22 protein-coding genes and 1 pseudogene are annotated in these 24623 nt (G+C 39.3%); 11 read left to right on the top strand and 12 right to left on the bottom strand.

Features of this window, described 5'->3' with window-relative positions; translation table 11 throughout:
* The first annotated feature begins 241 nt into the window (after positions 1–241).
* Complete coding sequence (locus tag CLI64_RS13300) at positions 242–568, top strand: DUF433 domain-containing protein (protein WP_103137679.1); 327 nt, start codon at positions 242–244, stop codon at positions 566–568.
* Between the two features lie 3 nt (positions 569–571).
* Positions 572–913, top strand: coding sequence for a DUF5615 family PIN-like protein (locus CLI64_RS13295; RefSeq protein WP_103137678.1), 342 nt, complete (start codon positions 572–574; stop codon positions 911–913).
* A 248-nt stretch (positions 914–1161) separates the two neighbouring features.
* Here the strand turns inward: CLI64_RS13295 and CLI64_RS13290 are convergent, their stop codons facing one another.
* Complete coding sequence (locus CLI64_RS13290; protein ID WP_103137677.1) at positions 1162–1365, bottom strand: hypothetical protein; 204 nt, start codon at positions 1363–1365, stop codon at positions 1162–1164.
* A gap of 187 nt (positions 1366–1552) precedes the next feature.
* On the opposite strand from CLI64_RS13290, the gene CLI64_RS13285 reads away from it, so the two are divergent.
* The gene (locus tag CLI64_RS13285) at positions 1553–2425 is read left to right on the top strand and encodes an S-methyl-5'-thioadenosine phosphorylase (protein ID WP_103137676.1); all 873 of its coding nucleotides are present in this window, start codon (positions 1553–1555) and stop codon (positions 2423–2425) included.
* Positions 2426–2582: 157 nt separating this feature from the next.
* On the opposite strand, the gene CLI64_RS13280 is transcribed toward CLI64_RS13285, so the two are convergent.
* Complete coding sequence (locus CLI64_RS13280; RefSeq protein WP_103137675.1) at positions 2583–3164, bottom strand: PadR family transcriptional regulator; 582 nt, start codon at positions 3162–3164, stop codon at positions 2583–2585.
* Between the two features lie 399 nt (positions 3165–3563).
* Here CLI64_RS13280 and CLI64_RS13275 point away from each other — a divergent pair, with 399 nt between their 5' ends.
* Together CLI64_RS13275 and CLI64_RS13270 are read left to right on the top strand one after the other, a co-directional pair.
* A complete protein-coding gene (locus CLI64_RS13275; RefSeq protein ID WP_225977611.1) occupies positions 3564–5111 on the top strand; it encodes an AAA family ATPase in 1548 nt (515 codons plus the stop codon).
* A 53-nt stretch (positions 5112–5164) separates the two neighbouring features.
* A complete protein-coding gene (locus CLI64_RS13270; protein ID WP_103137673.1) occupies positions 5165–5539 on the top strand; it encodes a DUF1257 domain-containing protein in 375 nt (124 codons plus the stop codon).
* A 168-nt stretch (positions 5540–5707) separates the two neighbouring features.
* Here CLI64_RS13270 and CLI64_RS13265 read toward each other — a convergent pair whose 3' ends face one another.
* The 4 genes from CLI64_RS13265 to CLI64_RS13250 form a co-directional block, all read right to left on the bottom strand.
* On the bottom strand, positions 5708–6310 hold the full coding sequence (locus tag CLI64_RS13265; RefSeq protein WP_103137672.1) for a hypothetical protein: 603 nt from the start codon (positions 6308–6310) through the stop codon (positions 5708–5710).
* Positions 6311–6374: 64 nt separating this feature from the next.
* A complete protein-coding gene (locus tag CLI64_RS13260; RefSeq protein ID WP_103137671.1) occupies positions 6375–7934 on the bottom strand; it encodes an Hsp70 family protein in 1560 nt (519 codons plus the stop codon).
* Positions 7935–8000: 66 nt separating this feature from the next.
* Complete coding sequence (locus tag CLI64_RS13255) at positions 8001–8645, bottom strand: molecular chaperone GrpE (RefSeq protein WP_103137670.1); 645 nt, start codon at positions 8643–8645, stop codon at positions 8001–8003.
* A gap of 11 nt (positions 8646–8656) precedes the next feature.
* Positions 8657–8869, bottom strand: a complete 213-nt coding sequence (locus tag CLI64_RS13250) for a DUF2997 domain-containing protein (RefSeq protein WP_103137669.1) — start codon at positions 8867–8869, stop codon at positions 8657–8659.
* A 286-nt stretch (positions 8870–9155) separates the two neighbouring features.
* On the opposite strand from CLI64_RS13250, the gene CLI64_RS13245 reads away from it, so the two are divergent.
* Positions 9156–10412 carry an STM4015 family protein gene (locus tag CLI64_RS13245; protein ID WP_103137668.1) on the top strand — a complete coding sequence of 419 codons (1257 nt, stop codon included), beginning with the start codon at positions 9156–9158 and terminating at the stop codon, positions 10410–10412.
* Positions 10413–10443: 31 nt separating this feature from the next.
* Positions 10444–11649, top strand: a complete 1206-nt coding sequence (locus CLI64_RS13240) for an STM4014 family protein (RefSeq protein WP_192881712.1) — start codon at positions 10444–10446, stop codon at positions 11647–11649.
* On the opposite strand, the pseudogene CLI64_RS13235 reads toward CLI64_RS13240, so the two are convergent.
* Positions 11636–12022, bottom strand: a pseudogene (locus CLI64_RS13235) (four helix bundle protein). The gene CLI64_RS13240 and the pseudogene CLI64_RS13235 overlap by 14 nt on opposite strands.
* A 110-nt stretch (positions 12023–12132) precedes the next feature.
* On the opposite strand from CLI64_RS13235, the gene CLI64_RS13230 reads away from it, so the two are divergent.
* From CLI64_RS13230 to CLI64_RS13215, 4 genes are read left to right on the top strand one after another with little or no spacing between them, the layout of a single operon-like run.
* Positions 12133–12933 (top strand): STM4013/SEN3800 family hydrolase, encoded by an 801-nt coding sequence (locus CLI64_RS13230; RefSeq protein WP_103137667.1) that lies wholly within the window; start codon positions 12133–12135, stop codon positions 12931–12933.
* 15 nt (positions 12934–12948) lie between these two features.
* On the top strand, positions 12949–14379 hold the full coding sequence (locus tag CLI64_RS13225; RefSeq protein WP_225977580.1) for an STM4012 family radical SAM protein: 1431 nt from the start codon (positions 12949–12951) through the stop codon (positions 14377–14379).
* Positions 14380–14436: 57 nt separating this feature from the next.
* Positions 14437–15729 (top strand): HEAT repeat domain-containing protein, encoded by a 1293-nt coding sequence (locus CLI64_RS13220; RefSeq protein ID WP_225977579.1) that lies wholly within the window; start codon positions 14437–14439, stop codon positions 15727–15729.
* Between the two features lie 53 nt (positions 15730–15782).
* Positions 15783–16655, top strand: a complete 873-nt coding sequence (locus CLI64_RS13215) for an STM4011 family radical SAM protein (RefSeq protein WP_103137664.1) — start codon at positions 15783–15785, stop codon at positions 16653–16655.
* Positions 16656–16828: 173 nt separating this feature from the next.
* On the opposite strand, the gene dnaK is transcribed toward CLI64_RS13215, so the two are convergent.
* The 5 genes from dnaK to CLI64_RS13185 all read right to left on the bottom strand — a co-directional run bounded on the left by dnaK (position 16829) and on the right by CLI64_RS13185 (position 24571).
* Positions 16829–18724, bottom strand: coding sequence for a molecular chaperone DnaK (gene dnaK / locus CLI64_RS13210; protein ID WP_103137663.1), 1896 nt, complete (start codon positions 18722–18724; stop codon positions 16829–16831).
* Positions 18725–19448: 724 nt separating this feature from the next.
* A complete protein-coding gene (locus tag CLI64_RS13200; protein WP_103137661.1) occupies positions 19449–20483 on the bottom strand; it encodes an ATP-binding protein in 1035 nt (344 codons plus the stop codon).
* 15 nt (positions 20484–20498) lie between these two features.
* Positions 20499–21650, bottom strand: a complete 1152-nt coding sequence (locus CLI64_RS13195) for an FIST signal transduction protein (protein ID WP_103137660.1) — start codon at positions 21648–21650, stop codon at positions 20499–20501.
* A gap of 99 nt (positions 21651–21749) precedes the next feature.
* The gene (locus tag CLI64_RS13190) at positions 21750–23039 is read right to left on the bottom strand and encodes a sensor histidine kinase (protein WP_103137659.1); all 1290 of its coding nucleotides are present in this window, start codon (positions 23037–23039) and stop codon (positions 21750–21752) included.
* Positions 23040–23341: 302 nt separating this feature from the next.
* Entirely contained in the window at positions 23342–24571 is a 1230-nt protein-coding gene (locus tag CLI64_RS13185; RefSeq protein ID WP_103137658.1) for a response regulator, read from the bottom strand.
* Positions 24572–24623 lie beyond the last annotated feature (52 nt).

Here is a 24623-nt window from a genome sequence, read left to right as displayed (position 1 = left end):
AATTCACAATGGGCTAACGCCCCGCTTCTCTACGAGACGCTACGCGTAGCTTACTTCCACGGAGTGGTACGCTAACGCAATTAAAAAACTTAGATGCAGCAAAACTTTCACGGTTTACATCTGTATCAGGTTTTTTGTGCAATGGTATCAGCAGTAAGTTCTCTTTCAAGCCAAACGCTTAGTTTTGAAGAATGATAGAATCAACAATACAAGCTTTCTCAACATCAGAGGATTGATATCCGTGAAACTTGAAGACTTAGAGCAACAACTTCTCGCCCTCAGCCCTAGTGAAAAAGTACAGGCGATACAGTTACTTGCTCAAAGTCTTGGTGGTAACTGGCAAGGAATTGAGAGAACCCCTAAAGTTTGTGGAGGCGAAGCGCGCATTGCTCACACTCGTATTCCTGTCTGGGTGCTTGTGGAGGCTCACCGTATGGGATACAGTGATGCTGATTTGTTGATAAGCTATCCTAGTATCACAGAGCAAGACTTAGCTAATGCTTGGGCGTACGCAAAAGCGCATCCTGATGAAATCGAACTAGCAATTGAGAGGAATGAGGTAGCTTAGTCAATGGCTCGCTTTTACGCAGATGAGCAGTTTCCGTTTCCAGTCGTGGAATTACTACGCACTTTAGGGCATGATGTCTTGACAGTTCAGGAAGCAGGAAATGCAGATCGAAGCATATCTGATGAGGAGGTATTGATCTTTGCCATCGGTCAAGAGCGAGCCATACTAACTATTAATAGAGATGATTTCATCCGTCTGCATCGTCGTAATTCCCAGCATTTTGGCATTGTTGTTTGTACCAATAATCGTAACTGGGAACAGTTCGCTACCAGGATAGATGCAGCTGTAAGAGCAGAGGTAACTTTAGAAGGGAAACTGATTCGTGTGGTACGTCCTACTAATTGAGATGGTTTTTAGGCAATACCTGAATAAAAAATAAACAGGTGTAATTTTTTAGTAGTTAAACAGAATTAATGATCAATATGCTTTCCCTGTTATACCATTTCACGAAAAACCTGATACAGATGTAAACCTTGAAAGTTGTGCTGCATCTAAGTTTTTTAATTGCGTTAGCGTAGCGGGACGTTAGTCCATTGCGAATTGCGAATTGCGAATTGCGAATTGTGAATTGGTATTACCGCTTTCCTGGCTTGCTAATCTACTACTTTGAGTAATCCTCTTTTGATGCGGTCAAATATTTGATTAATTTGTTGTAGTTCTTTTTCGTTAAGGTCTTCTTTAGAGAGCAGTGTAGACATAAGTACCTGTTGATCAGAGCGTGTAATTCTGCCAATGGCAAATATGCGCTCTAACACTGTTTCTAATGATGTGGGGGTTGAGATACTAGTAATTTGCATATCATCCACCAAAGTTTTAAACTTATGTTTTTATTAATAAATTTAAAATAACAATTTTATATAAAGTTTGACATTGGTGGCGATACGGAATCCTGACAAATCAGGAGTTATGATTTTTATGCCTCCTGTGATACTCGCCTTTTCGGTAGAATAACTAGGCATATTAGCAAGCAATAGGTTAGAACTTATGGCGATCGCAAAAATTGGGATTATTGGTGGTAGCGGTTTATATCAAATGGCAGCCTTGAAAGATGTGGAGGAAATGCACATTGATACACCTTTTGGTTCGCCTTCTGATGCGTTAATCTTGGGAAATTTAGATGGTGTTAAGGTAGCTTTTTTAGCACGGCACGGACGTAATCATACTTTATTACCTTCCGAGTTACCTTTCCGTGCCAATATCTATGCGATGAAAAAATTAGGTGTGGAGTATCTAATTTCTGCTAGTGCTGTGGGTTCTTTACAAGCACAAGCAAAACCACTAGATATGGTAGTTCCGGATCAGTTTATTGATAGGACTAAAAACCGCATTTCCACGTTTTTTGGTGAGGGAATTGTGGCGCATATAGCTTTCGGTGATCCGATTTGCCAAAATTTAGCGGCAGTGTTAGGAGAAGCGATCGCTTCTTTAAATCTACCAGATGTTACCCTACATCGTGGTGGTACTTATGTTTGTATGGAGGGGCCAGCATTTTCCACTAAGGCGGAATCTAATCTTTATCGCAGTTGGGGTGCAACTATCATTGGTATGACTAATTTACCCGAAGCTAAATTAGCTAGGGAAGCCGAAATCGCCTATGCAACATTAGCACTAGTTACAGATTACGATTGTTGGCATCCCGACCATGATAGCGTCACAGTAGAAATGGTGATTGGTAATTTACAACGCAACGCAGTGAACGCACAAAAAGTGATTCAAGAAACCGTGCGCCGCTTGAGTGAAAACCCACCCCACAGTGAAGCACATTCTGCTTTGAAGTATGCAATTTTGACCAACTTAGCTAAAGCACCTGCGGCTACAAAAGAAAAGTTAGCTTTATTGTTGCAAAAATACTTGTAAGTTTGCTCATTGACAGCAAAATCATCACTGCTGTATTTTGATTCGATTATCCAACTTATTCAAAAGTTGGGTAATTCTTGACTCACAAGACGACAGACAGCACCGCAAGTTGGGCAATTCACAATATTTGACATATTGATTATGTCATCGTTTTAATTCACTGTTCAGCAAGCAATTTGTAAATCTCACGCTTTACCTGCACCAGCAAATCTCTTACTCGCGAGGCTTGTTCTAAATTCCCACTACGAGCAATTTGTGTAACAGCATCGTTTAAATCTGTTAAACTACGCCGCAACTCTATCAATTCTGAAGGTTTGTCCTCTGTAACCCTGTCATGAGGGTTTCTGAAATCAGCCTGCTGTTTGCGATCGCGCAGTAATTGTCTACCATTTTCTGTAATGGTGTAGACACGCTTACCTTCGACTTGTTCACTAGTTAAATAACCGCCTTCTTCCAACATCTGAAGCGTTGGATAGACGGAACCTGGGCTAAGACGACGAAAGCCCCCATGACGGTTTTCTAGTTCTTTAATCAATTCATAACCATGCTGGGGACGTTCTGATAATAGCCCCAACAACATAAATTTGATGTCACCGCGACGGTTGCGGGGTTCGTCTCCCCAGCCACCATCAGACGCACCTCTTCTGTGTCCATGTCGTCCACTCATAAAGAATGGATGACCAATTCCTTCTCCAGCATGGGCTGGTACGGGAAAACGTCCATGAAATTGTCTAAACATATGCAACTCCTTTTATTTATTTGACCTATCACGATATATCGTTATCATTAAATTTAATATATTGCGATATATCGGATTCGTCAAATAAAATTTCCAACAATTACTCAAATGCCCTTCACTGCTTGTTTACTCTCAAGACAGGGGTATAGGGGTGTAGGGGTATAAGGGAAGAAAAATGCGTTTCTTAGGAGTTTATTGGGATTGCCTGCTTCAGTTATTGTTTTAGTGAATTTGTACTACTTTAGAAAAAAAGGAATTACAGTATTAAATAAGACAACTAAATCACTGAGGGATAAAGGCTTACTTATGACGGCTGGCGCACCCCTTAATGGAAAAGGAGATTCAACTCATAGCCGAGAGAATCAGCAATACGTCTCCTTAATAGAACAACTTGATTTGATGATTCGGGCGCGGTATCCCTTACTGTATGTGATTTCTGTGGAAGAAGAACCTGTAGAGGAAGTGCTGTTGCAAGTTGCAGCGCGTTCTGCGCCCCAACGACAGGTGTTATTTTGGGATATTGTGCGGGGTTGGAGTGATAATGGTGCAGATAAAGGTTCTGTGATGGCGGCTTTATTACGCATTGCCAAAGCTGACTCGCAAACAGCTGCGATGTTTGTGCTGCGGGATTTGCATCCGTTTGTGAAAAATCCTACCACCGAGAAGAATGCACCGATTGTCAGGGAATTACGCAACTTAGCACGAGAGTTAAAGCGATCGCGTAAAACTATCATCACTACCAGTCATACTTTAGAACTGCCCGATGAACTATTGCAAGAAGTGACAGTGGTTGATTTTCCTCTACCCAGCGTCAGCGAAATTGATTATTTAATTACCCAGTTAGTCGTCCCAGATAAATTAAATATTGCTGGCTTGGCGCGAGAACAATTAATTAAAGCTTGTCAAGGTTTAAGCCGCACTCGCATTTCTAGAGTTTTGGCAAAAGCGTTAGCCGCCAAACAGCAGGTAAATGAGTCTGATATTGATGGTGTATTAGAAGAGAAAAAACAAGCAATTCGTCAAACTGGGATTTTAGAGTTTTTCACACCCCAAGAATCACTCAAGCGCGTTGGGGGATTAGATCAACTCAAACAATGGGTATTGATGCGCCAAGATGCTTTTACAGAAGAAGCTAGACGCTACGGTATTCCTAATCCTAAAGGGATGTTATTGGTGGGGATACAGGGAACGGGTAAATCTCTTTCCGCGAAAACTATTGCCCATGAATGGCGTTTACCGCTACTAAGGTTAGATTCTGGGCGGTTATTTGGTGGAATTGTCGGTGAAAGTGAAAGCCGTGTCCGCCAAATGATTCAGATCACCGAAGCAATGGCACCTTGTGTGTTGTGGATTGATGAAATTGACAAAGCCTTTGGCAATATTACCAGTGGTGTTGATGGGGATTCCGGGACATCGCGGCGGGTATTTGGCAGTTTAATTACCTGGATGCAGGAGAAAACCAGCCCAGTTTTTATTGTTGCTACTGCCAATAATGTGCAGATATTACCAGCCGAGTTGTTACGTAAAGGCAGATTTGATGAGATTTTCTTTTTAAATTTACCGACAGAAACAGAACGCCAAGAGATTTTTAAAGTGCATTTGCAGAGGTTACGTCCCAACCGCCTGCGGGAATTTAATTTAGCATCCTTGGCGAAGCAAACACAAAACTTCAGTGGGGCAGAAATTGAGCAAGTAATTATTGATGCTATGCACCAAGCATTTTCCACAAGAATAGAAGGACAACGGCGAGACTTCAATACAGAAGATATTTTACAGGCAATAGTGCAGACTGTACCCTTAGCTGCGATCGCCCGTAACCAAATCGAAGCCTTAAAACAATGGGCAGCAGAAGCCGGTGCCAGGGCGGCTTCCAACGATATTCAATTAGTGGAGGAATTAAAACAATACTCAAACCAAAAAGGCATAGGCCCATTAGAGGTTGATTAAAATAGAAAAATCTGCGGTTTTTTTACTTCAAAATCTCAAACATAAAATTAATTATGTCTCATTTCACAACCATCAAAGTACAAATCAAACGCGGTGAAATTCTCCATGAAGTTTTGCAAGAATTAGGCTATCAAGTTGAGTGCAATACGAATGTCCGGGGATATCAAGGAAATACCACTCAAGCCGAGTATGTAATTCGCCAACAAAACGGTTATGATTTGGGCTTTCGCCGCAGTGGGGAAAATTACGAGATAGTAGCCGACTTTTGGGGTGCAAAAATTAATCAACAACAATTTGTTAACTCAATTAGCCACAAATATGCTTATAAAACCTTGATGGCAACAGTGCAAGAACAAGGTTTTAATGTTGAAGATGAAGAAGTATTAGCAGATGGAACTGTGCGGGTAGTTGTCGGGCGTTGGGTGTAATTATATTCATGAGCATCAAGATCACCGACTTCTTTAAGAAGTCGGTGATCTGAGTCCTTATCTTATTATTTAGTATTCTATATAACTGGCTATGCTGGAATTAATTTCTTAACTTCACTAAGAATACTCTGTACATCTGAGCTAGTAACCATACTTGAAGTATGATTTTCATTTAGAAAATGCTTGTACTCTATCAATGCAGCCTTGCCTGACTGCTTCTCGTAAAATATCTGTAATACCCCGCCGTTTAAAGTAAAGTGCTGCATAGTTACGCTGTATCTGCGTACCGTTGAACAGGTAATGTCGGATTCTATCTTTACCCTCATGACTATCAACTAAGCCAAGTGTAAAGTCAATTAACTTACAGGTTGCGCTACTACGATCATGTTCTAAATTATCCATTAGTGTATCAATATCAGACACGCTACCAGTACGCGCCATCGCCACAAAAGCATCATATCTATCAACTTTATGGCTATATTCTTGTAGTATTTCTTGTACTATAGGTTCTGGTCGAGAAGCTAATAGCGAATAAGCTGCTTGGCGTACTTTCCATAATTTATCATCTAACGCCCAGATTACCAGTTCTAAACCGACTTCGCCATACTTGAGTGCTTCTTCTAGTGCTGCAATTCTTTGTTCAATTATTGGATGTGCCAAGCGTCTTTTAACACCTTCTAGTCCTCCTAAAACTAAAGCACCAGGAGGGGCTTTTTCTTGACCACCAAGCACAACATCATATACTCTGGGGCGATTATAATTTTCTTGCATCAGGTTTTTCGTATCAAGCCTACTACTTAGTATTCCCCATAACTAAGGTTAGGCGATCGCATGATTATTTGAGTTTAGCGATCGCACCTCTATTTACTAACATTTTTCCTGTCAATAAATCTTTGACTGTTACTACTAATACCCGTTGTTCGTTAACTTCAAATTGTGCTAGAATTCTGTCGATTCCGGTTTGTCCTGGTGGTTCAAGATAAGCGACACATACTTGTTGATGATGGGTTTCTAAAGAACGATAGCTATCTTGTTTTATTAAGTGACTACTCGTCATTCTGCCTTGTTCATCATAAGCAACTTCCGCTTGGGAAACTTCGGCTACTTCACCGATGTCAAGGCGAATTTCTCGCTGTCCTTCAGTAGCTACTTGCAAAGTTAAAGCTTCCGAACGCGCCCCTGGATATTTTGCTCCTTTTTCAATTAAGGTGAAATAAGAATAAGTTTTGCTGTGGGGTTCCCAAAGGCGAATCGCGTAACTGTGGCGGAGATAATCATCAATGGCTGTCATTTCGCTTAATGCTAATGCGCCATGTGCGACAGCTTCAAAGGGTTTATCTAACTTGACTTTTTGTCTACCAAAATAAGAAATTACTAATTGTTGAATCGCAGGGATTTGACAAGTACCGCCGACGAGTAACACTTGTTCTATGGATGATTTACTGATACCTTTAGTAAGTGCGATCGCTAATACTTCATCAATGGCTTGTCTTAACTGTTCTAATAATTGTTGATTTTCTAAAATTTCCCCTAACTCGTCTCGATGTAACTGCAATTCATGAGACATGAAATTTTCATCATCAAACCAAGCTTCCTTGGCTAAATCTGTTGTCGAAAGTTGAATTTTCACCCTTTCTGCTACTTCCAATAAATTCATAAAACCGATTTCTCCGACTTCCTCACGGGAAGAACCGATTTTGTGTAAATAATGTTCTACAATCCAAGTATCAATATCGACACCGCCAATAAAAGCATCGGACTTGGCGAGAACTTCCGCGCGTATAGCTTGCTGTTCGGCTGCTACACTCACAGTCCGCACTAAACTTAAATCCAGAGTTCCGCCACCAAAATCCACCACCAAAACCACACTAGCAGGACGCTTGACGGCATAACCAAGGGCGGCGGCTGTTGATTCATCCACAATTTGCACTGTGGGCATATTGAGTTTATCGCCCAAATCCCGAAACCAGTCAAGATACCTTTCAAACGCACCTACAGGAACGGTAAAGATAACGTGACTTGGTTGCAATTGCTGTTCAACTTGCTGCCAAATTTCCCTCAAAAACAGTTCTGAAATAATCTCTGCACTATAACTATTCCCATCCAACAGTCGCGGAGGCGGTACAAAATCCGCCGCTAAATCCCGTTTAAAAGCCCGAAAACAGCGTTCCGGCTGGGCAAACCCCAAGCGTTTAGCGCGTACAGCTTCACCAAACAAAATATTATTTTGTCCTTCAACAAACACCAAACTTGGTACAACACTTACCTGTTCCGTTCCCACCTCAAACCGCCGCGACATCCCCTCAAATCGCAAAGTCCGAGGCTTTTGCGTAATCAAGTCTGTGGTACAAACAACAGTATTACTCGTACCAAAATCAATTATTACTGTAGTCATTAGTTATTAGGCATTGTTACAGATTTATCTACCTTGTCTACCTTGTCCCCTTGTCTCTCTCGTCCCTCACTTCCCCCCCGGCAAAGTCCGACTCACCTTAGCAGGGCAAAGAATTCTCCCTTGATGCTGATAACCGACAAATCGGATGTAAACCAATTCACCTTCCGTCATATCAGCATTGTCTGGTTGATGAAGTTGGGAGTTATAAGGTACTTGTTCCCAAGGTTTACCGATGAGTTCGTAACCCCATTTACCAAGGAGGTTATCTAGAGGGGTAAACATGGAAAGCAGATTTTTCATGGGCAAATCTGGCTTGATAGTTACCATCTGGTGAATGCTGGGATAGTTTGTCAGCAATGTCTGCAATTGCTCAAATGTGGCAGTCCGAAATTCTTCTGTTAGTTGTAGACGTTGCTGTTGTAACTCTTTATGGAGTCGCACACCTTCTTGATGCAGTGCAGCTTTTTCTGAGATAAGTTGCTGTATTTTTTGCTCTAATTCTAAGTGTTTTTGATGAGATAATTGGATCTCGTCTTCTAGTAATTGAATTTGCTTTGATTTATCGGTACGCTTACCGAATTTTAAACCTGTCCCGTTGCTAATGTTCGGAATCACCAATAACAGTACGAAAATACCAATCCCTATCACTACAAAGCTTTCCCAAGAAAACATTCCTACACCCTGAATATCTGATAGGATGTCTGCAAACATTGATATCTCTCCTATTTTTGCTTGAGAGACTGTTGTTCTGTTCCTGTGACGTTTTCTTCTCCTTCGTAATAGTCAGGAAGCAGTTCTTGAGTTTCTACCTCTCCTAAAGCATCTTCAATTCCCGATGTTGTACTCGTACAACTTGCACCAGTAGCACCAATTACTGTTTCCGTAATTTTGCCATCTTTATCAATGCGATACTCAATTTTTTGATACTCAGCCATAACTAAAATAATTTATATTTGCAAGGTTTACCGACAATACGCAGCTAATTTGTTGTATCACTTTTACCAGCAAACGGCAATTGCTGTGTGGAATGCAGAAAACTAATGAAGCTGTGGGAGCTTTACTAAATTAACAAAACAAATGTACTATTTTTTATAAAAGTACACAAGCCTCAGAAAAATTAGAACAGGTTATGAGTGTGTTATTTATTACAGATTATAGGCGATCGCTACCTTAGCCAGATGTTTTTGGGAATTCTAACTAAGATTCAACAGGTGAAACAACATGACTAACAATCAAAATCAACCCCAGGATTATGATGCTGTATTGGGAGGACAATCACCACCGCCTATAGATGGGGTTGTGCTGGGAGGAATTGAGGGAATTAAGCGTTGTTTATCAAATCCTGTGGTGAATGTGCGAATAGCAGCACTGAGCGAAGCTTTGAAATATGGTGACGCTGGGTTGGATGTTTTAATTCAAGGTTTGCAAGATGAATCAAGATTAGTAGAACGTTTTGCTTATCGACTATTAAAGCCAAGAACAGAATCGCAAGTTAAACAAGCTTTGCAAATATATAAACCTTGGCAATTGGAAGAAAGATTGACTCGGTATTTAGGTTGTCATACCGCTCAATTTGCTAATCGGCAAGTGGTGGAATTTAATGCAAATAGAGGTATTGTTGAACCTGTTAATCAAGCTTATGCCCTACGATGTACTTATGATGACTATGAAGAGGATTTAGCAGATAAACTTAGTAAACTTGCTCAAGCACCCAACGCCGAAAAATTGGAAGCTTTAGTATTAGGTTTATGGACAGAAACTTATGAAAACAATGCAAGTTTAATTATCCAAGCTTTAGTTAATGTCAAGCAATATTTACCTAACCTTAAGGCTATTTTTCTGGGCGATATTCTGAGTGAAGAATGTGAAATTTCCTGGATTCAACAAAGTGATATTAGTCCTATTTTACAAGCATATCCTCAGCTAGAAATTTTACAAGTTCGTGGCGGTGAAGGATTACAATTTAGTCCACCAATAAAACATAATCACCTCAAAGCTTTAATTGTAGAAACTGGGGGATTAAGTCGGGATACCGTCGCACAGATTTGTAATTTAAATCTGCCAGCATTAGAACATTTAGAATTATGGTTTGGCTGTGAAGATTATGGCGGAACCTGTTGGGTTGAAGATATACACCCAATTATTTTTGCAGACAAGTTTCCTAACTTAACTTATTTAGGATTATGTAATAGTCAATTTAGTGATGAAATAGCTAGTGTGATTGTAACTTCCCCAATTCTTAATTCTATCAGCGTTCTTGACCTTTCACTGGGAACTTTAAGTGATGTAGGTGCGGAAGAATTACTTAATTGTGAGGCAATTAATTATCTAGATATTCTCAACGTCTCGGAAAACTTTTTATCTGAGGAAATGGTTGAGAAATTATCAGGTTTGGATGTGCGTGTCATAGCAAATAACCAGAAAGAAGAAGAGGATGATAGCTATATTCACAGCCGCTATTGTTCTGTAGCTGAGTAATTTATTAAGGGTGCATTGTACATATCAGAAAATGCTCAAATTTATCCTCATCGCCAACCCTGAAAATCGCCGTGTCGGTTTCCTCCAACAAGCACTAACTCATTTCAACTTACCACCAGCCACCGTAATAGATTACGCAGATTTAATCTCAGGTAAACAAAGCCTGGCACAATTCAACGCACCCAATACCATTATCCGCTTCGATTCTCCTGAGAAAAACTTTGATATCGATAAAGCCATCATCGCTGCAGGTTTCAATGTATCAGATAACGGACAACATCAACGCATCAGTCCTGGCGAAGCTATGGAATTAGAATTCGACAAAGGACGCATCCTCTACCCGCGACAGTGGTATTTAGGCTGGCGATATCTCCTGCAAAAATGGGAATCTCAACTTACTCCCCTCCAGGGTGAGTTTATGAACCATCCCCAAGACATCGCAGTGATGTTTGACAAACCAGCTTGTCACGAAAGATTCAGCCGTAACAATATACCCGTTCCTCGTTCTCTAGGAAAAATTCACAATTATGAATATTTGCGCGAACAAATGCAAACCCAGGGAATAGAACGAGTATTTGTCAAACTTTCCCACGGTTCCGCCGCTTCTGGAGTCGTTGCTTATCGTGTAAATTCCCGTTTTGAATCAGCAATTACCACTGTGGAAAGAGTGCGAGAAAATGGCGAAACTCTACTTTACAACTCCCGGAAAATTAGTCACTATACTCGCCGTGAAGAAATCGCCGATATCATCAACATCTTGACAGCAGAAGGCGTACAAGTTGAAGAATGGCTACCCAAAGCACATTTAAAAGGATGTGGTTTTGATGTGCGTGTGGTAGTGATTAATGGCGAAGCACAACATATAGTTGTTCGCCTGGGTAAAAGTCCGATGACAAATTTACATTTAGGAAATGAACGGGGAGATACAGAGGAATTTTTAGCAAAAGTTGGTGTTGAAAATTGGGAGATGATGAAGCGAACCTGTGAACAAGCAGCAGCGTTATTTCCTGATAGTTTATATTGCGGAGTTGATTTACTAATTTTACCAGATTGGAAAACTCATGCGATTTTAGAGATTAATGCTTTTGGCGATTTATTACCTGGCATTTTGTGGAATGAAATGGATACTTACACGAGTGAAGTTAAGGCTGTTTTGGGAAGGGACGAGGGAGACAAGGGAGACAAGGGAGACAAGGGGGACAAGGTAGAGAAAGGAAGGGGGATTATTTGCCGATAATCCATTGATTTGGATTGTTAATCATTTTGACTAAGCCTTTAAGGACTTGATTGTAGTTTTTATATAATTCTCTACCTTGCTGAATATCTATGTAGGAACATTTAACAGCAAATTTAATCCATACTTGAGTTTCAGCAGCTTCAGCTTCACAATCACTAAGTTTAGCAATAAAAGCAGCTTTATATCTTCATTTTCTCCAAGCCTCTGCTAAATTAGCGCAAACAGAACGAGATGAACGACGAATCTGATCCGTTAAAGAATATTTTTCTTCTTGAGGAAATTTTTGCGACATTTCAAAAATTGTCATTGCTGTTTCAAACGCCAACTGAAATACAATCAAATCTTCATGACTATAGAATGACGTTTGATTCACAAATCAAACACCCTTTACTCTCTCCTCTTATATTTCCCATTTTTTTATTGATTTTACTCCACCTTGTCCCCCTTGTCCCCCTTGTCCCCTCATCCCCTCACCCCCTAACTATGTTCAACATGAATCAAATCGTAGGAAATCAAGATATTTTATTTATTACTCTAGATACACTGCGTTACGATGTAGCTAAAAAATTACTGCTTGAAAAACGGACTCCTAATTTAGCAAAAGTTCTACCCAAAACAGGTTGGGAAGAACGACATTCACCAGGAAATTTCACTTACGCGGCGCATCATGCTTTTTTCGCTGGCTTTTTACCTACTCCAATAACGCCAGGAATTCATCCCCGAATTTTTGCATTAGGATTTGAAGGAAGTACCACCACAACTGATAAAACTTGTGTATTAGATGGCTCAAATATTGTTAGTGGATTAGCTGCTAAGGGATATCATACCGTTTGCATTGGTGGCGTAGGTTTTTTTAACAAACGCAATCCTTTAGGTAATGTCATTCCTGGGATGTTTGCTGAAAGTTACTGGAGTCCAGAGTTAGGTGTTACTCACCCCAAATCTACAGAAAATCAGGTAAATCTGGCGCAAGAGATTTTAGAAAAAACGCCAAATTATCAACGCCTATTTTTATTTATAAATATTTCCGCTTTGCATCAGCCAAATTATTTTTATCTTCCCAATACTAAGGATAAAACCGACACCATTGAATCTCACGCCGCAGCTTTGGAATATGTAGATAGTCAATTAGCTAAACTCTGGAATATTATACGCCAAAGACATTCTACATTTTGCATTCTCTGTTCCGACCACGGGACAACTTATGGTGAAGATGGTTACACTGGACATCGACTCAGCCATCCTGTTATTTGGACTGTTCCATATACAGAGTTTATTTTATAAAAACCTGGAAAATTTATGATGATTAAAACCCAAAATCCTCAATCTAAAATCCAAAATCTAAAATCAAAAATTGCCCAGTCTCCCTATCAAGCATACGTTTATTCTTATCCCCACAAAACAGCTTATCGTCCTTTCAACCCACCGATATATCTCCCCGAACTTTGGACGCAGCAAGATAGACAAGCGTTATTTCTTTATATACATATACCGTTTTGTGAAATGCGTTGTGGTTTCTGCAATTTGTTTACCACAGTCAGCCACAATGAAGATTTTATCAGTCAATATGTCCGCACATTACAACGACAGGCGCAACGGATGAAAGCGGTGTTGGGTGATGCGTCATTTGCAAGGTTCGCTATTGGTGGGGGAACTCCGACTCAGTTACCCATTCAGCATCTCGCAACTGTTCTCGATATTGCGGAAAATACAATGGGTGCAAAGTTACGGGAAATTCCCATTTCTGTGGAAGTCTCACCAGAAACCGCAACTGAAGAAAAGTTAAAAGTTTTGCGATCGCACTCCGTTGACCGTGTTAGTATTGGTGTCCAAAGTTTCATCGAGTCGGAAGTCTTAGCAACCCAGCGTCGTCAATCTAATACTCAAGTAGAAGCAGCATTGACAAGGATAAAAGAAGCTGGATTTCCCACTTTGAATATTGATTTGATTTACGGTTTACCCAGTCAAACCGTCGATACTTGGTTGCAATCAATACAAACTGCCTTGCGCTTTCAACCAGAAGAAATTTATCTATATCCCTTATATGTACGGCCGTTAACAGGTTTGGGACGCACAGATAAAGAATGGGACGATATTCGTTTAGCTTGTTACCGCGAAGGGCGATCGCTCCTATTATCTCAAGGTTATACTCAAGTATCGATGCGGATGTTTCGACAAGGTGGACAAGGGGGACAAGGTGGACAAGGTAGCAATTTTTCTACCCTGTCTCCCCCTCCTCCCTCGTCTCCCCACACTCCCCACACTTTCCCCTCCCCCTCCCCCGTCTACTGCTGTCAAGCCGACGGTATGGTTGGTTTAGGTTGCGGCGCACGTTCCTACACCAATACTCTGCACTACTCTAACGAATATGCGGTGGGAGCAAAGGGAATTCGTGATATTTTGCAAGCATATATTCAAACAGCCGATGAGTTATTTGAATACACGCATTACGGCTTTCAACTAAATGCAGAAGAACAACGTAGGCGATATATTTTATTATCTTTACTTTCTGATGAAGGATTAAATTTCGTTAATTATCGCCAGCGATTTAGTAGTGAAGTTGACGCTGATTTTCCAGAAATTTCAGAATTGCTAACTTTAAATTTGGCGATAAAAGATGAAGAAAGTTTACACTTAACTGAATTTGGCATTGAACGTTCTGATACTATTGGCGCGTGGTTATTTTCTGAGCAAGTTCAGGAATTAATGCAGGATTATGAGTTGAAATAGTAGAGTTTAAACCTGATTGGTAGAGAAGCGATAAATCACTTTACTACAAAAATTTACATGACATCTACCGTGGGAGAAAATATGACAAACAATCAAAATGAACCGAGAGAATTTGATGCAGTACTTGGCGGACAAACACCACCTATTTATAACGCTGTATTAGGTGGTATCGAAGGGATTAAAAGACGTTTATCGAGCCAATTTATAGAAGATAGAGAAGACGCACTTCAGGATGCACTTCAATATGGTGAATCAGGTCTAGATTTGATAATTCAAGCTTTACAAGATAAATCAGGAAGGCTACGAAGATATGCTTGTGTTTTACTAAGTGAAAGAAACGAACCTCAAGCTATAGCAGCTTTACAAAGTTATAAACCTTGGTTTTTAAAAGAACGCTGGGAGCTAGAGAAACGTATAGGATCGACTATCATAAGATGGCACTCTAAAAAATTTGCAAATCGTAAAGTAGAGGAGTACGATCCACAGGTTGGTATAACTGACCCTATAGGAACTGCATACGCTTTCCGAACTGATCGAGATGGAGACGATTTTATTGCAGATAAGCTTGCATTACTTTTAGAAGATCCACAGGTTTGCAAGGTAGAAGCTTTAGTTTTTGGAATGTGGCATTCAGATGTTTTTGAAAGTGATTCATCACAAAATATTGTGAATTTTCTTGTGAACTCTCAGGATCAGTTAACTAATCTCAAGGCTGTATTCATAGGCGATGTCACAGATAATGAGTCGATGATTTCTCAAATGAGCCATAACTATATCAGTCCAGTATTAGAAGCTTACCCTAATTTAGAAATATTAAAGATTCGTGGTGGTAATACTCATAGGATGTTCAATCCAATACGACATGAGAAATTAAAAGCTCTGATTATAGAAACAGGAGGACTACGGCAAGAATCTCTATTACAATTGTACTCTCTTCAATTACCAGCATTAGAACATCTGGAAATATGGTTGGGTAGCCTTAACTATGGATGCACTTGTTCTGTTGAAGATTTAATTCCTCTTCTTTATGGGGATTTATTCCCTAATCTTATATATTTAGGGCTACGCAATAGTGAATATACTAATGCGATAGTTCATGAAATAGTTCAAACACCAGTCTTACAAAAAATTCAAGTGTTAGACATTTCTCTCGGAAATTTAAACGATGAAGGAGCAGAAATCTTACTCAATTCTCCTATAATCAATCAATTGGACATGCTCAATATATCAGAAACTTATGTAACTGATGAAATGCTTGAATTGCTTTGGCAAATGGATGTTCGTGTTATTGCAGAAGGTAGTCGCTTTTATGAATATGAAGGCGATCGCTACTGCACAGTAGCCGAATAATTCAAAAAATAATTATTAAAAATTAGTAGCTGAGAAATCTACCTAAGCTAAATATGTACTTCACCATACTTTATCGCGGTTCTTTAATTAGTTGCAACTACGGTTGTGAATATTGTCCCTTTGCTAAACGCCAACAAACAGCCGCAGAATTAGCTATAGATAAACAATCTTTAGAAAAGTTTGTCAATTGGATTTCTCAACATCCCCAACATCAATTTTCAATTCTATTCACTCCTTGGGGAGAAGCTTTAATACATTCTTGGTATCAGCAAGCCTTGATAAAACTAACCCATTTACCCAACGTTAATAAAGCCGCAATTCAAACTAATCTCTCTTGTCAGCTAGATTGGTTAGAGGAATGTAACAAAGATAAATTGGCAATTTGGGCTACTTTTCACTCAGAATGGGTATCACGCGATCGCTTTTTATCTAAATGTCTTCAATTAAACCACCAAAATGTTAAATTTAGCGTCGGAGTTGTCGGTTTTCCCAAGTTTAAATCAGAAATAGCCGCCTTACGTCAAGAATTACCAAACCATGTTTATTTGTGGATTAATGCTGTCAAAGCTGAACTTCCCAATTTATCACCAGCAGATAGAGAATTTTTCCAATCTATCGACCCATTATATGAATTAAATACCAAACATTATCCTAGCTTTGGGCATTCTTGTCGGGCTGGAAAATCAGTAGTTTCTGTTGATGGCGATGGGACAATACGCCGTTGTCATTTTATTAAATCTCCAATTGGTAATATTTATGATTCTGATTGGGAAACAGCCTTATCCGACCAACCATGTCCTAACCAAACTTGTCATTGTCACATTGGTTATGTCCATCTTGATTACTTAAATATGAATCAAGTTTTTGGTTCTGGACTTTTAGAAAGGATTCCCGATAATTGGGTTCACCTCTTGCAAAAGTCATAATCATAGCGCGTCCTTCTTTGCGTCTTCTCTACGAGACGCTACGCGAATGCGCCTCTGCGCGAAACAAAAAAATATTTCTACAGTGTTCGCCTTCAATTGAAAAAACCCAGTCTATTATCTAAACTGGGTCTTTCATATTGATACTAAACTAATCCTGACTTTCTATTCTGCACTTACTTGCTTTCAGTGAAATCAGCATCGATGACATCATCACCGCCATCACTAGGAGGAGTAGCACCACCATCACCAGGAGCAGCACCAGGAGCAGCACCACCAGCTTGTTGATAGATATTGCTACCAACTGCAAACAACGCCTGTTGCAATTCTGGTGTCAGTTTCTTGATTTGCTCGTCGTCTTCCTTAGCCACAGCTTCACGCAGTTCTTTCACCAAACCTTCAACTTTGGTCTTGTCGGCTTCAGGAACTTTATCACCTAGTTCTTGCAGTTGTTTTTCAGCTTGGTATGCTAAAGAATCGGCTTGGTTCTTGCGTTCAATCTTCTCACGACGTTCTTTGTCAGCAGAAGCGTTTTGTTCAGCTTCTCTCACCATACGGTCAACGTCAGATTTATCTAAGGTGGAAGCACCAGTGATACTGATGGATTGTTCCTTACCAGTACCTTTATCCTTAGCGGTAACGTTGAGGATACCGTTAGCGTCAATATCGAAAGTTACTTCGATTTGAGGTACGCCACGGGGTGCGGGAGGAATACCATCGAGGCGGAAAGTTCCCAGGCTCTTGTTATCGTTAGCAAATTCTCTTTCACCCTGGAGGACGTGAATTTCTACGTTAGTTTGACCATCCACGGCTGTAGAGAATACCTCTGACTTCTTGGTAGGAATTGTGGTGTTGCGAGGAATAATCTTGGTCATCACACCACCCAAGGTTTCTACACCCAAAGACAATGGTGTTACGTCTAACAACAAGATACCAGTAACATCACCAGCCAATACCCCAGCTTGAATTGCAGCACCAACGGCTACTACTTCATCAGGGTTAACGCTTTGGTTGGGATCTTTACCCAATAAATTCTTCACCAGTTGTTGTACTGCGGGGATACGAGTGGAACCACCTACTAGCACAACTTCATCAATGTCATTTTTGCCTAACTTCGCATCGCGCAATGCTTGTTCTACAGGAACGCGACAACGGTCAATCAAGTCTGAGCAGAGTTCTTCAAACTTGGCGCGGGTCAGGGTCATATCCAGGTGTTTAGGGCCGTCCTGGGTAGCGGTAATGAAGGGAAGGTTAATTTCCGCTTGGGTAACGCTAGAAAGCTCAATCTTTGCTTTCTCTGCGGCTTCTGTTAAACGTTGCAGAGCTTGTTTGTCTTTGCGGAGGTCGATACCTTCGTCTTTTCTGAACTGTTCAGCTAAGTAATCAACGATTTTCTTATCGAAGTCGTCACCACCCAGGTGGGTATCACCAGAGGTAGACAATACTTCAAACACGCCGTCGCCTACTTCTAGGACAGATACGTCGAATGTACCACCACCCAAGTCAAATACTAGGATAGTTTCATTGCTCTTTCTGTCAAAGCCATAAGCTAGGGATGCGGCGGTAGGCTCGTTGATAATCCGCATGACTTCAATACCAGCGATTTTACCAGCATCTTTGGTGGCTTGGCGTTGGGAGTCGTTGAAGTAGGCGGGAACGGTGATGACAGCTTGGGTAACGGTTTCACCGAGATATTTGCTTGCGTCTTCTACTAACTTGCGGAGAACTTTCGCAGAAATTTCTTCTGGTGCAAACTGTTTACCGGAGGAATCTAGCTTGACATTACCACCACTGCTGAGGACTTTGTAAGAAACCTCTGTAGCTTCGTTGGTAACTTCATCAAAGCGACGACCAATAAAACGCTTTACAGAGTAGAAAGTGTTTTCTGGGTTCATCACTGCTTGACGCTTGGCGATTTGTCCTACCAATGTGTCGCCATTTTTCGCAAACGCTACTACTGAGGGAGTGGTGCGAAACCCTTCAGCGTTAGCAATAACCGTGGGTGTACCACCTTCCATTACTGCGACGCAGGAGTTAGTTGTACCTAAGTCAATTCCAACTACTTTTGCCATTTTAGGTGCTGGCTCCGTATAACTACAAATGAATGAATGGGAATATAAGAGACTTTATCTTTGAACCAACTAGGTAAAAAAGCAGCTAGTTCAGCATTGATAACCTTTGTTTTGGTTGTCTTGGCGTTGCAAACCCAAGTTACGCTGATATATATACTGAGCTTATGTAGCCAGTCCATGAAGGGTGGTTTCCCGAACAATGGATAGGTCGGTTAATTTTAAAGTATGTTTCTAGTTGGTTCATTGATTAAACTGCTTTCACTCTGTCTAATTTATGAGAATTAATACCTTGAGTAATTAGGGTGAACCGTAATGCTAAAGTGGTGTTTGCCGTCTTGAGCAGTAAATTACCTCCTTGTGGCAGAGAATCTACGGGTAATCTGGGGAAGAGGGGAGGGAGCGGGGAGTAACACCAATTCGCAATGGACTAACGTCCCACTTCTCTACGAGACGCTACCGCGTAGCTTGCTTCCGCAAAGTGGTACGCTAACGCAATTAAGGAAGTCAGATACCACCTGGGTTTCAAGCTTTGCATCTGTTGCTTAATTTTGGAGAATTGGTATTACCCCTTTTCCTTCCACTTTATTTCTTTTGTCTGAACCTGAAACTCCTGTTGCCTCTATCTTTCGCCATTATTCAGCAAGCTCTAACTAATTTTTAAAAAAATTACAATTAAAAAAATTAAAACTGAACCATCAAAAAAGATGTTCATTCAGTGAAGTAACTAAAATTGAGGAATAGTAATTATGAACTCAGAGCCTTCACCGACTAAAGAATTTACCTCTAAAGTTCCCTGGTGTTTTTGGACAATGATTTGATGGGCAATGGCTAATCCTAAACCAGTACCTTTGCCTACAGGTTTAGTTGTAAATGAATGTTCAAAAATTTTACTTTTAATTGCTTCTGACATACCCAAAGCATTATCTTTAATACGAATTACAACTAAATTACTCTGCTCATCCAGATTTGTTTGAATAATAATTTTATTAACTTTCTTTTCAATATCAACAAAATTCAAGCCCTGATTAGATTCTTCTAAAGCATCAATTGCATTAGCTAAAATATTCATAAATACCTGATTCAATTGTCCAGGGAAACACTCTACTATGGGAATATCTCCATATTCTTGAATTACTTGAATCTCTGGACGATACTGATTGGCTTTTAAGCGATGTTTCAAAATAAAAAGGGTGCTGTCAATCCCTTCATGCAGATTAAACGGAACTTTAGATTCCGTATCAGCCCGTGCAAAAGTCCGCAAGCTGTAACTGAGTTGGCTAATACGTGTAGTTCCTTCTTTCATAGAAGTAATGAGTTTGGGTAGGTCTTCACGTACATAATCCAAATCCATATGTGTAATTTGTTTTTGGATGGCGGGCGAAGGCTGAGGATAAAATTGCTGATAAAGGTCAATCAGATATAGCAAATCATGAATGTATTCAATAGCTGGGGTAATGTTTCCCATAATAAAACCCACAGGATTATTAATTTCATGTGCTACATCTGCAACTAATCCACCTAAAACAGTCATTTTATCCTGCATAACTTGCAGGATAATTAATGTTCTTTCTAGTTCTGATGTTCTTTGTTCTAGTTGAGTCTGTGATGTTTGTAATTCATCAATGACTTTTTTGAGTAGTGACTCCTTTTTTCTATTAGTTTCCTCTAGCTTAATGCGGTCTATGTCTGAACGCTCTAACTTTTTTTGTAATATTCTGTTTTCTTTCTGGAGCTTTTGAATTTCCTCTGGGCAATTCATAATTTCTGTAATTATTTAACTAGTTCCCAAAATTAAAGTCACAAAGGTTTCATTATGAAAATGTGTTTGTCCAGTGGAATTGATAGGAGCAATTTCACCATTGGAGTAGAACCCACAAGCTGGTAAAAACTGATTTACATAATTTTTTGTTGTTTGATATTCCTGTTGTGTTTGCATACCCAATATTTGTCGCCTAGCCACGCAGGAAAAAAATAGTACACCTGCTGGTTTTTTGCCTGGATAATTATTCACGGCATTCATAAATGATGCGTGAGCAGCTGTCAAAATGTCCTCATGTCCAGCTTCAGCTATTTGAATAGTCGCTTGCTCAGGAACATCAGCAAAAAACGTAACGCTACCTGTTGTTTCATCATGAGCAATGGGCGCTCTCAGATAGAAATTTACCTCATCGTCTGCAAATACGGCGATGGGGTACTCTATGGAAGGTGACAGTGTACCTAAATAACGGCGATAAAATTCTAAAGCTGGTTGATGATCAATTTCGTAAACTATATTTTTTTCCACTTTGGTAACTTTACTAGTTTTACCAATGGGAAACCAACCACTAGCAACACCATGAGAAAACAGAATATTTCCAGAAAACAATAAAATTGGTACAGAGTCGCTGAGGACTTGTGTTTGAAAAAATTGATAGGTTTGCTGATATTTTGATTGATCAGCAGCTAAACCACCAAATATGGGAAATTTTTCTCCTAATGCCAGTTTTAAACCCTTTAAAATTGCGACACCGCTAGTAGTCAAGCTTTCAGGATGAGTTAGGCATAATTGCGGTAGTTTTGTAGTTTTAGCTTTTGCTTGTTCTACTGCTTGCTGTGTTGCTTTCACAGGATCGGCAGAAACTTGCACTCCCACTCCTGCAAAAATTTCTATTTCGTCTGAGTAAAACAACATCAAAGTAACCGAATCTTGCTGAAATTCTAAAACTGAAGAAATTTCCCCATCAGTAGTTCCACCAATTAACTCAATTCCAGGAAACACCTGATGAATTTCTTGCAGAATCAAAATGTGGTCAAAGTCAATGGCGGTAAACAAAATTCCCGCCTGGGGAATATGTCCATTTAGGGAAGTAGTACATTGCTGAATGACTTCCTCAACGGCTGCAAAAGAGTCAGGGTCATTACTATGACCAACCACTATCTTAAACATCGATTTCAATGTCTAGTAAATCAACCTCTACAAATATATAGTTCCCAAACTTCGTTGCTAAATAGAGGATTTGAATAGATTTTATAGTTACTTAATTAGCTAAGAATTAGGAATAGTAATGATAAACTCAGAACCCATACCGATCTGAGAATTTACCTCTAAATTACCCTGATGTTTTTGTACAATGATTTGATGCGCGATCGCCAACCCTAAACCAGTGCCTTTACCTACAGGCTTAGTAGTGAATAAATACTCAAAAATTCTCTGTTGAATTTCTGATGACATCCCTGTACCATTATCTTTAATTTTAATTAAAACCTGATCTTCATCTTCACTGAGCATTGTGCAGATAGATATTTGTTTAGGCTGTTCTAAACTATATTTATCGTTGGATTCTTCTAAGGCATCAACTGCATTAGCTAAAATATTCATAAATGCCTGATTTAACTGACCAGGAAAGCATTCTATTAAAGGTAAATCACCGTAATCTTTAATAACTTCAATGGGTAAACTGATTTCCGACCCTTTAAGGCGATGTTTGAGAATCAAAAGTGTACTATCGATACCTTCGTGAATATTGCACTCAACTTTGTTTTCTGTGTCGGCTCTAGAAAAAATTCGCAATCCATTACTAATATCTCGAATCCGTTGAATCCCTTCTTTCATAGCAAAAATCAAGTTAGGCAAATCATCACAGACATACTCTAAATCCATTGCTGTGATTGCATCTTGAATTTGATCTACGGGTTCTGGGTAATTTTTTTGATAAAGTTCAATCAGATTAATCAGATTTTGGAAATAGGTCAAAGCATGACCTAAATTACCATAAATACAACTTACAGGATTATTAATTTCATGGGCAATTCCTGTTACTAATTGACCCAGAACTGACATCTTTTCTTGTTTGACGAGCTGAACTTGAAATTCCTGTAATTCTCGTAAAGTTCTATCAAGTTTAGCTGTGCGTTCCGCCACGATTTTTTCTAAATTCTTATTCAGATTTCTCAATTGTAAATGTGTCTGAATGCGTGCTAAAACTTCTTCTTTTTGAAAAGGTTTAGTAATATAATCAACAGCACCTAAATTCAAAGCTTTGACTTTACTATCTGTATCTGTAATCCCAGTCATAAAAATCACTGGAATATCTTGTGTCAGGGGATTGGCTTTGATTTTTTGACAGGTTTCAAAGCCATCCATTCTTGGCATCATCACATCTAATAAAATTAAATCTGGTAATCGAGATTCTATCTGCTGGATTGCTTGTTCTCCATTAATAGCTGTAATGACATTAAAACCACTGTCAATCAGTGCAACTGAGATAATTTCTAAGTTTGTTAGTGTATCATCTACAACTAAAATCAAGTTATTTTCTGGTGATGTATGAAGCATTTTATGGGACTTGCAAGTTTATGGGTATTCTTCTGCTTTGGCTGAAAGGTAAATGGCTAGAGGAGAAATTCAGCAATATCTTTACACCTTGATTATGTGGTCAACATCTCCCAGTGCTTTTGATTAAATTATACTTTTAGCACTGAGTAAATACTTAAATTGTTGTGTTGTTGACTACGAGAGCAAACCACCACTATTTATCACAGTCTTGAGCAATTTACCAATACGAGTAAGCTACAAGCCTATAGTTCCCATAAAATCAAATGTAACAACACCTAGGGTATAACAAAAGCGAAAATCTTTTATTGTACGTTGCTCATGGTTTGTTCGATAGGAATAGTAATAAGAAATCGCGCGCCTTCCCCGGAAGCAGATTGGACTTCTAGTTTTCCTTTGTGCTTGTCTACGATGATTTCATGAGCGATCGCTAATCCAAAACCTGTTCCTTTCCCTAGAGGTTTAGTAGTAAAAAACTGCTCAAAAATTCTCTGTTGAATTTCTTCAGGAATACCTACACCATTATCAGCAATTGTAATTACCACAGATTGTTGATCTTCTGTGACATCTGTAATAATTTCAATTGTCGGTTTTTCCGAAAATTTACTACTTAATAAGGATTCTTCTATAGCGTCAATGGCATTTGCTATTAGATTCATCAGCACTTGATTAATTGGGCCTGCATAGCACTCTACAGCAGGTAATTCCCCATAATTTTTTACTATATTAATTTCAACTTTCTTGGAAACAGTTTTAATGCGATTACTTAAAAGAACCAACGTGCTATCAATACCTTCATGAATATTAAATAATTGGTATTCTGTATCATCTAAGCGCGAAAATGAACGGAGCGATCGCACAATTTTTTCAACGCGTTCTGCCCCTGTTTTCATTGATGATAATAGTTGAGGTAAGTCTGATTTCAGAAAATCCAACTCAATCTGATCAGCATAAGCTTGAATCTCTGGCAATTTCTGTTGTTGATGCTTCTCATACAGATGTAATAATGCCAATAAATTATCAACATAACTTTGAGCATAAATTATATTACCGACGATAAAATTAATCGGATTATTAATTTCATGTGCTACTCCTGATATTAATTGTCCCAGTGCAGACATTTTTTCTTCCTGCACCAGTTGTAATTGAGTCCGTCTTAATTCTAGGTGAACATTAATCCTTGCTAAAACTTCTTCATATTCAATAGGTTTAGTAATATAGTCTACGGCTCCAATGGTTAATCCTTGTACTTTGTCTATTAAATCAGAGCGAGCCGTCATAAAAATTACTGGGATATTTCTAGTTTGAGGATTTTCCTTAAGCAGACGACAAGTTTCAAACCCATCCATCTCTGGCATCATTACATCCAATAAAATTAAATTAGGCAATGTCTCTTCTGCTTTTTTTAAGGCACTTTTACCACTTTTAGCTACAGCAACCTTAAAACCTGCTTGATTAAGAATTTCAAATAAAACTTTGATATTGGTAGGAATATCATCTACGATTAAAATAGATTCGTTTGTATAAGTCTTCATCCCCAAATCCTGCTAAATATACCATTTTATTTTTGAATTTATCAATTTCTAC

The sequence above is a fragment of the Nostoc sp. CENA543 genome, assembly GCF_002896875.1.
Taxonomy (GTDB): domain Bacteria; phylum Cyanobacteriota; class Cyanobacteriia; order Cyanobacteriales; family Nostocaceae; genus Trichormus.
This window is presented reverse-complemented; position numbering and strand designations above follow the sequence as displayed.

Coding starts and splice junctions, on each gene's coding strand:
- CLI64_RS13295 (WP_103137678.1), top strand. CDS start 572: ATGGCTCGCTTTTACGCAGATGAGCAGTTTCCGTTTCCAGTCGTGGAA.
- CLI64_RS13290 (WP_103137677.1), bottom strand. CDS start 1,365: ATGCAAATTACTAGTATCTCAACCCCCACATCATTAGAAACAGTGTTA.
- CLI64_RS13285 (WP_103137676.1), top strand. CDS start 1,553: ATGGCGATCGCAAAAATTGGGATTATTGGTGGTAGCGGTTTATATCAA.
- CLI64_RS13280 (WP_103137675.1), bottom strand. CDS start 3,164: ATGTTTAGACAATTTCATGGACGTTTTCCCGTACCAGCCCATGCTGGA.
- CLI64_RS13275 (WP_225977611.1), top strand. CDS start 3,564: ATGATTCGGGCGCGGTATCCCTTACTGTATGTGATTTCTGTGGAAGAA.
- CLI64_RS13270 (WP_103137673.1), top strand. CDS start 5,165: ATGTCTCATTTCACAACCATCAAAGTACAAATCAAACGCGGTGAAATT.
- CLI64_RS13265 (WP_103137672.1), bottom strand. CDS start 6,310: ATGCAAGAAAATTATAATCGCCCCAGAGTATATGATGTTGTGCTTGGT.
- CLI64_RS13260 (WP_103137671.1), bottom strand. CDS start 7,934: ATGACTACAGTAATAATTGATTTTGGTACGAGTAATACTGTTGTTTGT.
- CLI64_RS13255 (WP_103137670.1), bottom strand. CDS start 8,645: ATGTTTGCAGACATCCTATCAGATATTCAGGGTGTAGGAATGTTTTCT.
- CLI64_RS13250 (WP_103137669.1), bottom strand. CDS start 8,869: ATGGCTGAGTATCAAAAAATTGAGTATCGCATTGATAAAGATGGCAAA.
- CLI64_RS13245 (WP_103137668.1), top strand. CDS start 9,156: ATGACTAACAATCAAAATCAACCCCAGGATTATGATGCTGTATTGGGA.
- CLI64_RS13240 (WP_192881712.1), top strand. CDS start 10,444: ATGCTCAAATTTATCCTCATCGCCAACCCTGAAAATCGCCGTGTCGGT.
- CLI64_RS13230 (WP_103137667.1), top strand. CDS start 12,133: ATGTTCAACATGAATCAAATCGTAGGAAATCAAGATATTTTATTTATT.
- CLI64_RS13225 (WP_225977580.1), top strand. CDS start 12,949: ATGATGATTAAAACCCAAAATCCTCAATCTAAAATCCAAAATCTAAAA.
- CLI64_RS13220 (WP_225977579.1), top strand. CDS start 14,437: ATGACATCTACCGTGGGAGAAAATATGACAAACAATCAAAATGAACCG.
- CLI64_RS13215 (WP_103137664.1), top strand. CDS start 15,783: ATGTACTTCACCATACTTTATCGCGGTTCTTTAATTAGTTGCAACTAC.
- dnaK (WP_103137663.1), bottom strand. CDS start 18,724: ATGGCAAAAGTAGTTGGAATTGACTTAGGTACAACTAACTCCTGCGTC.
- CLI64_RS13200 (WP_103137661.1), bottom strand. CDS start 20,483: ATGAATTGCCCAGAGGAAATTCAAAAGCTCCAGAAAGAAAACAGAATA.
- CLI64_RS13195 (WP_103137660.1), bottom strand. CDS start 21,650: ATGTTTAAGATAGTGGTTGGTCATAGTAATGACCCTGACTCTTTTGCA.
- CLI64_RS13190 (WP_103137659.1), bottom strand. CDS start 23,039: ATGCTTCATACATCACCAGAAAATAACTTGATTTTAGTTGTAGATGAT.
- CLI64_RS13185 (WP_103137658.1), bottom strand. CDS start 24,571: ATGAAGACTTATACAAACGAATCTATTTTAATCGTAGATGATATTCCT.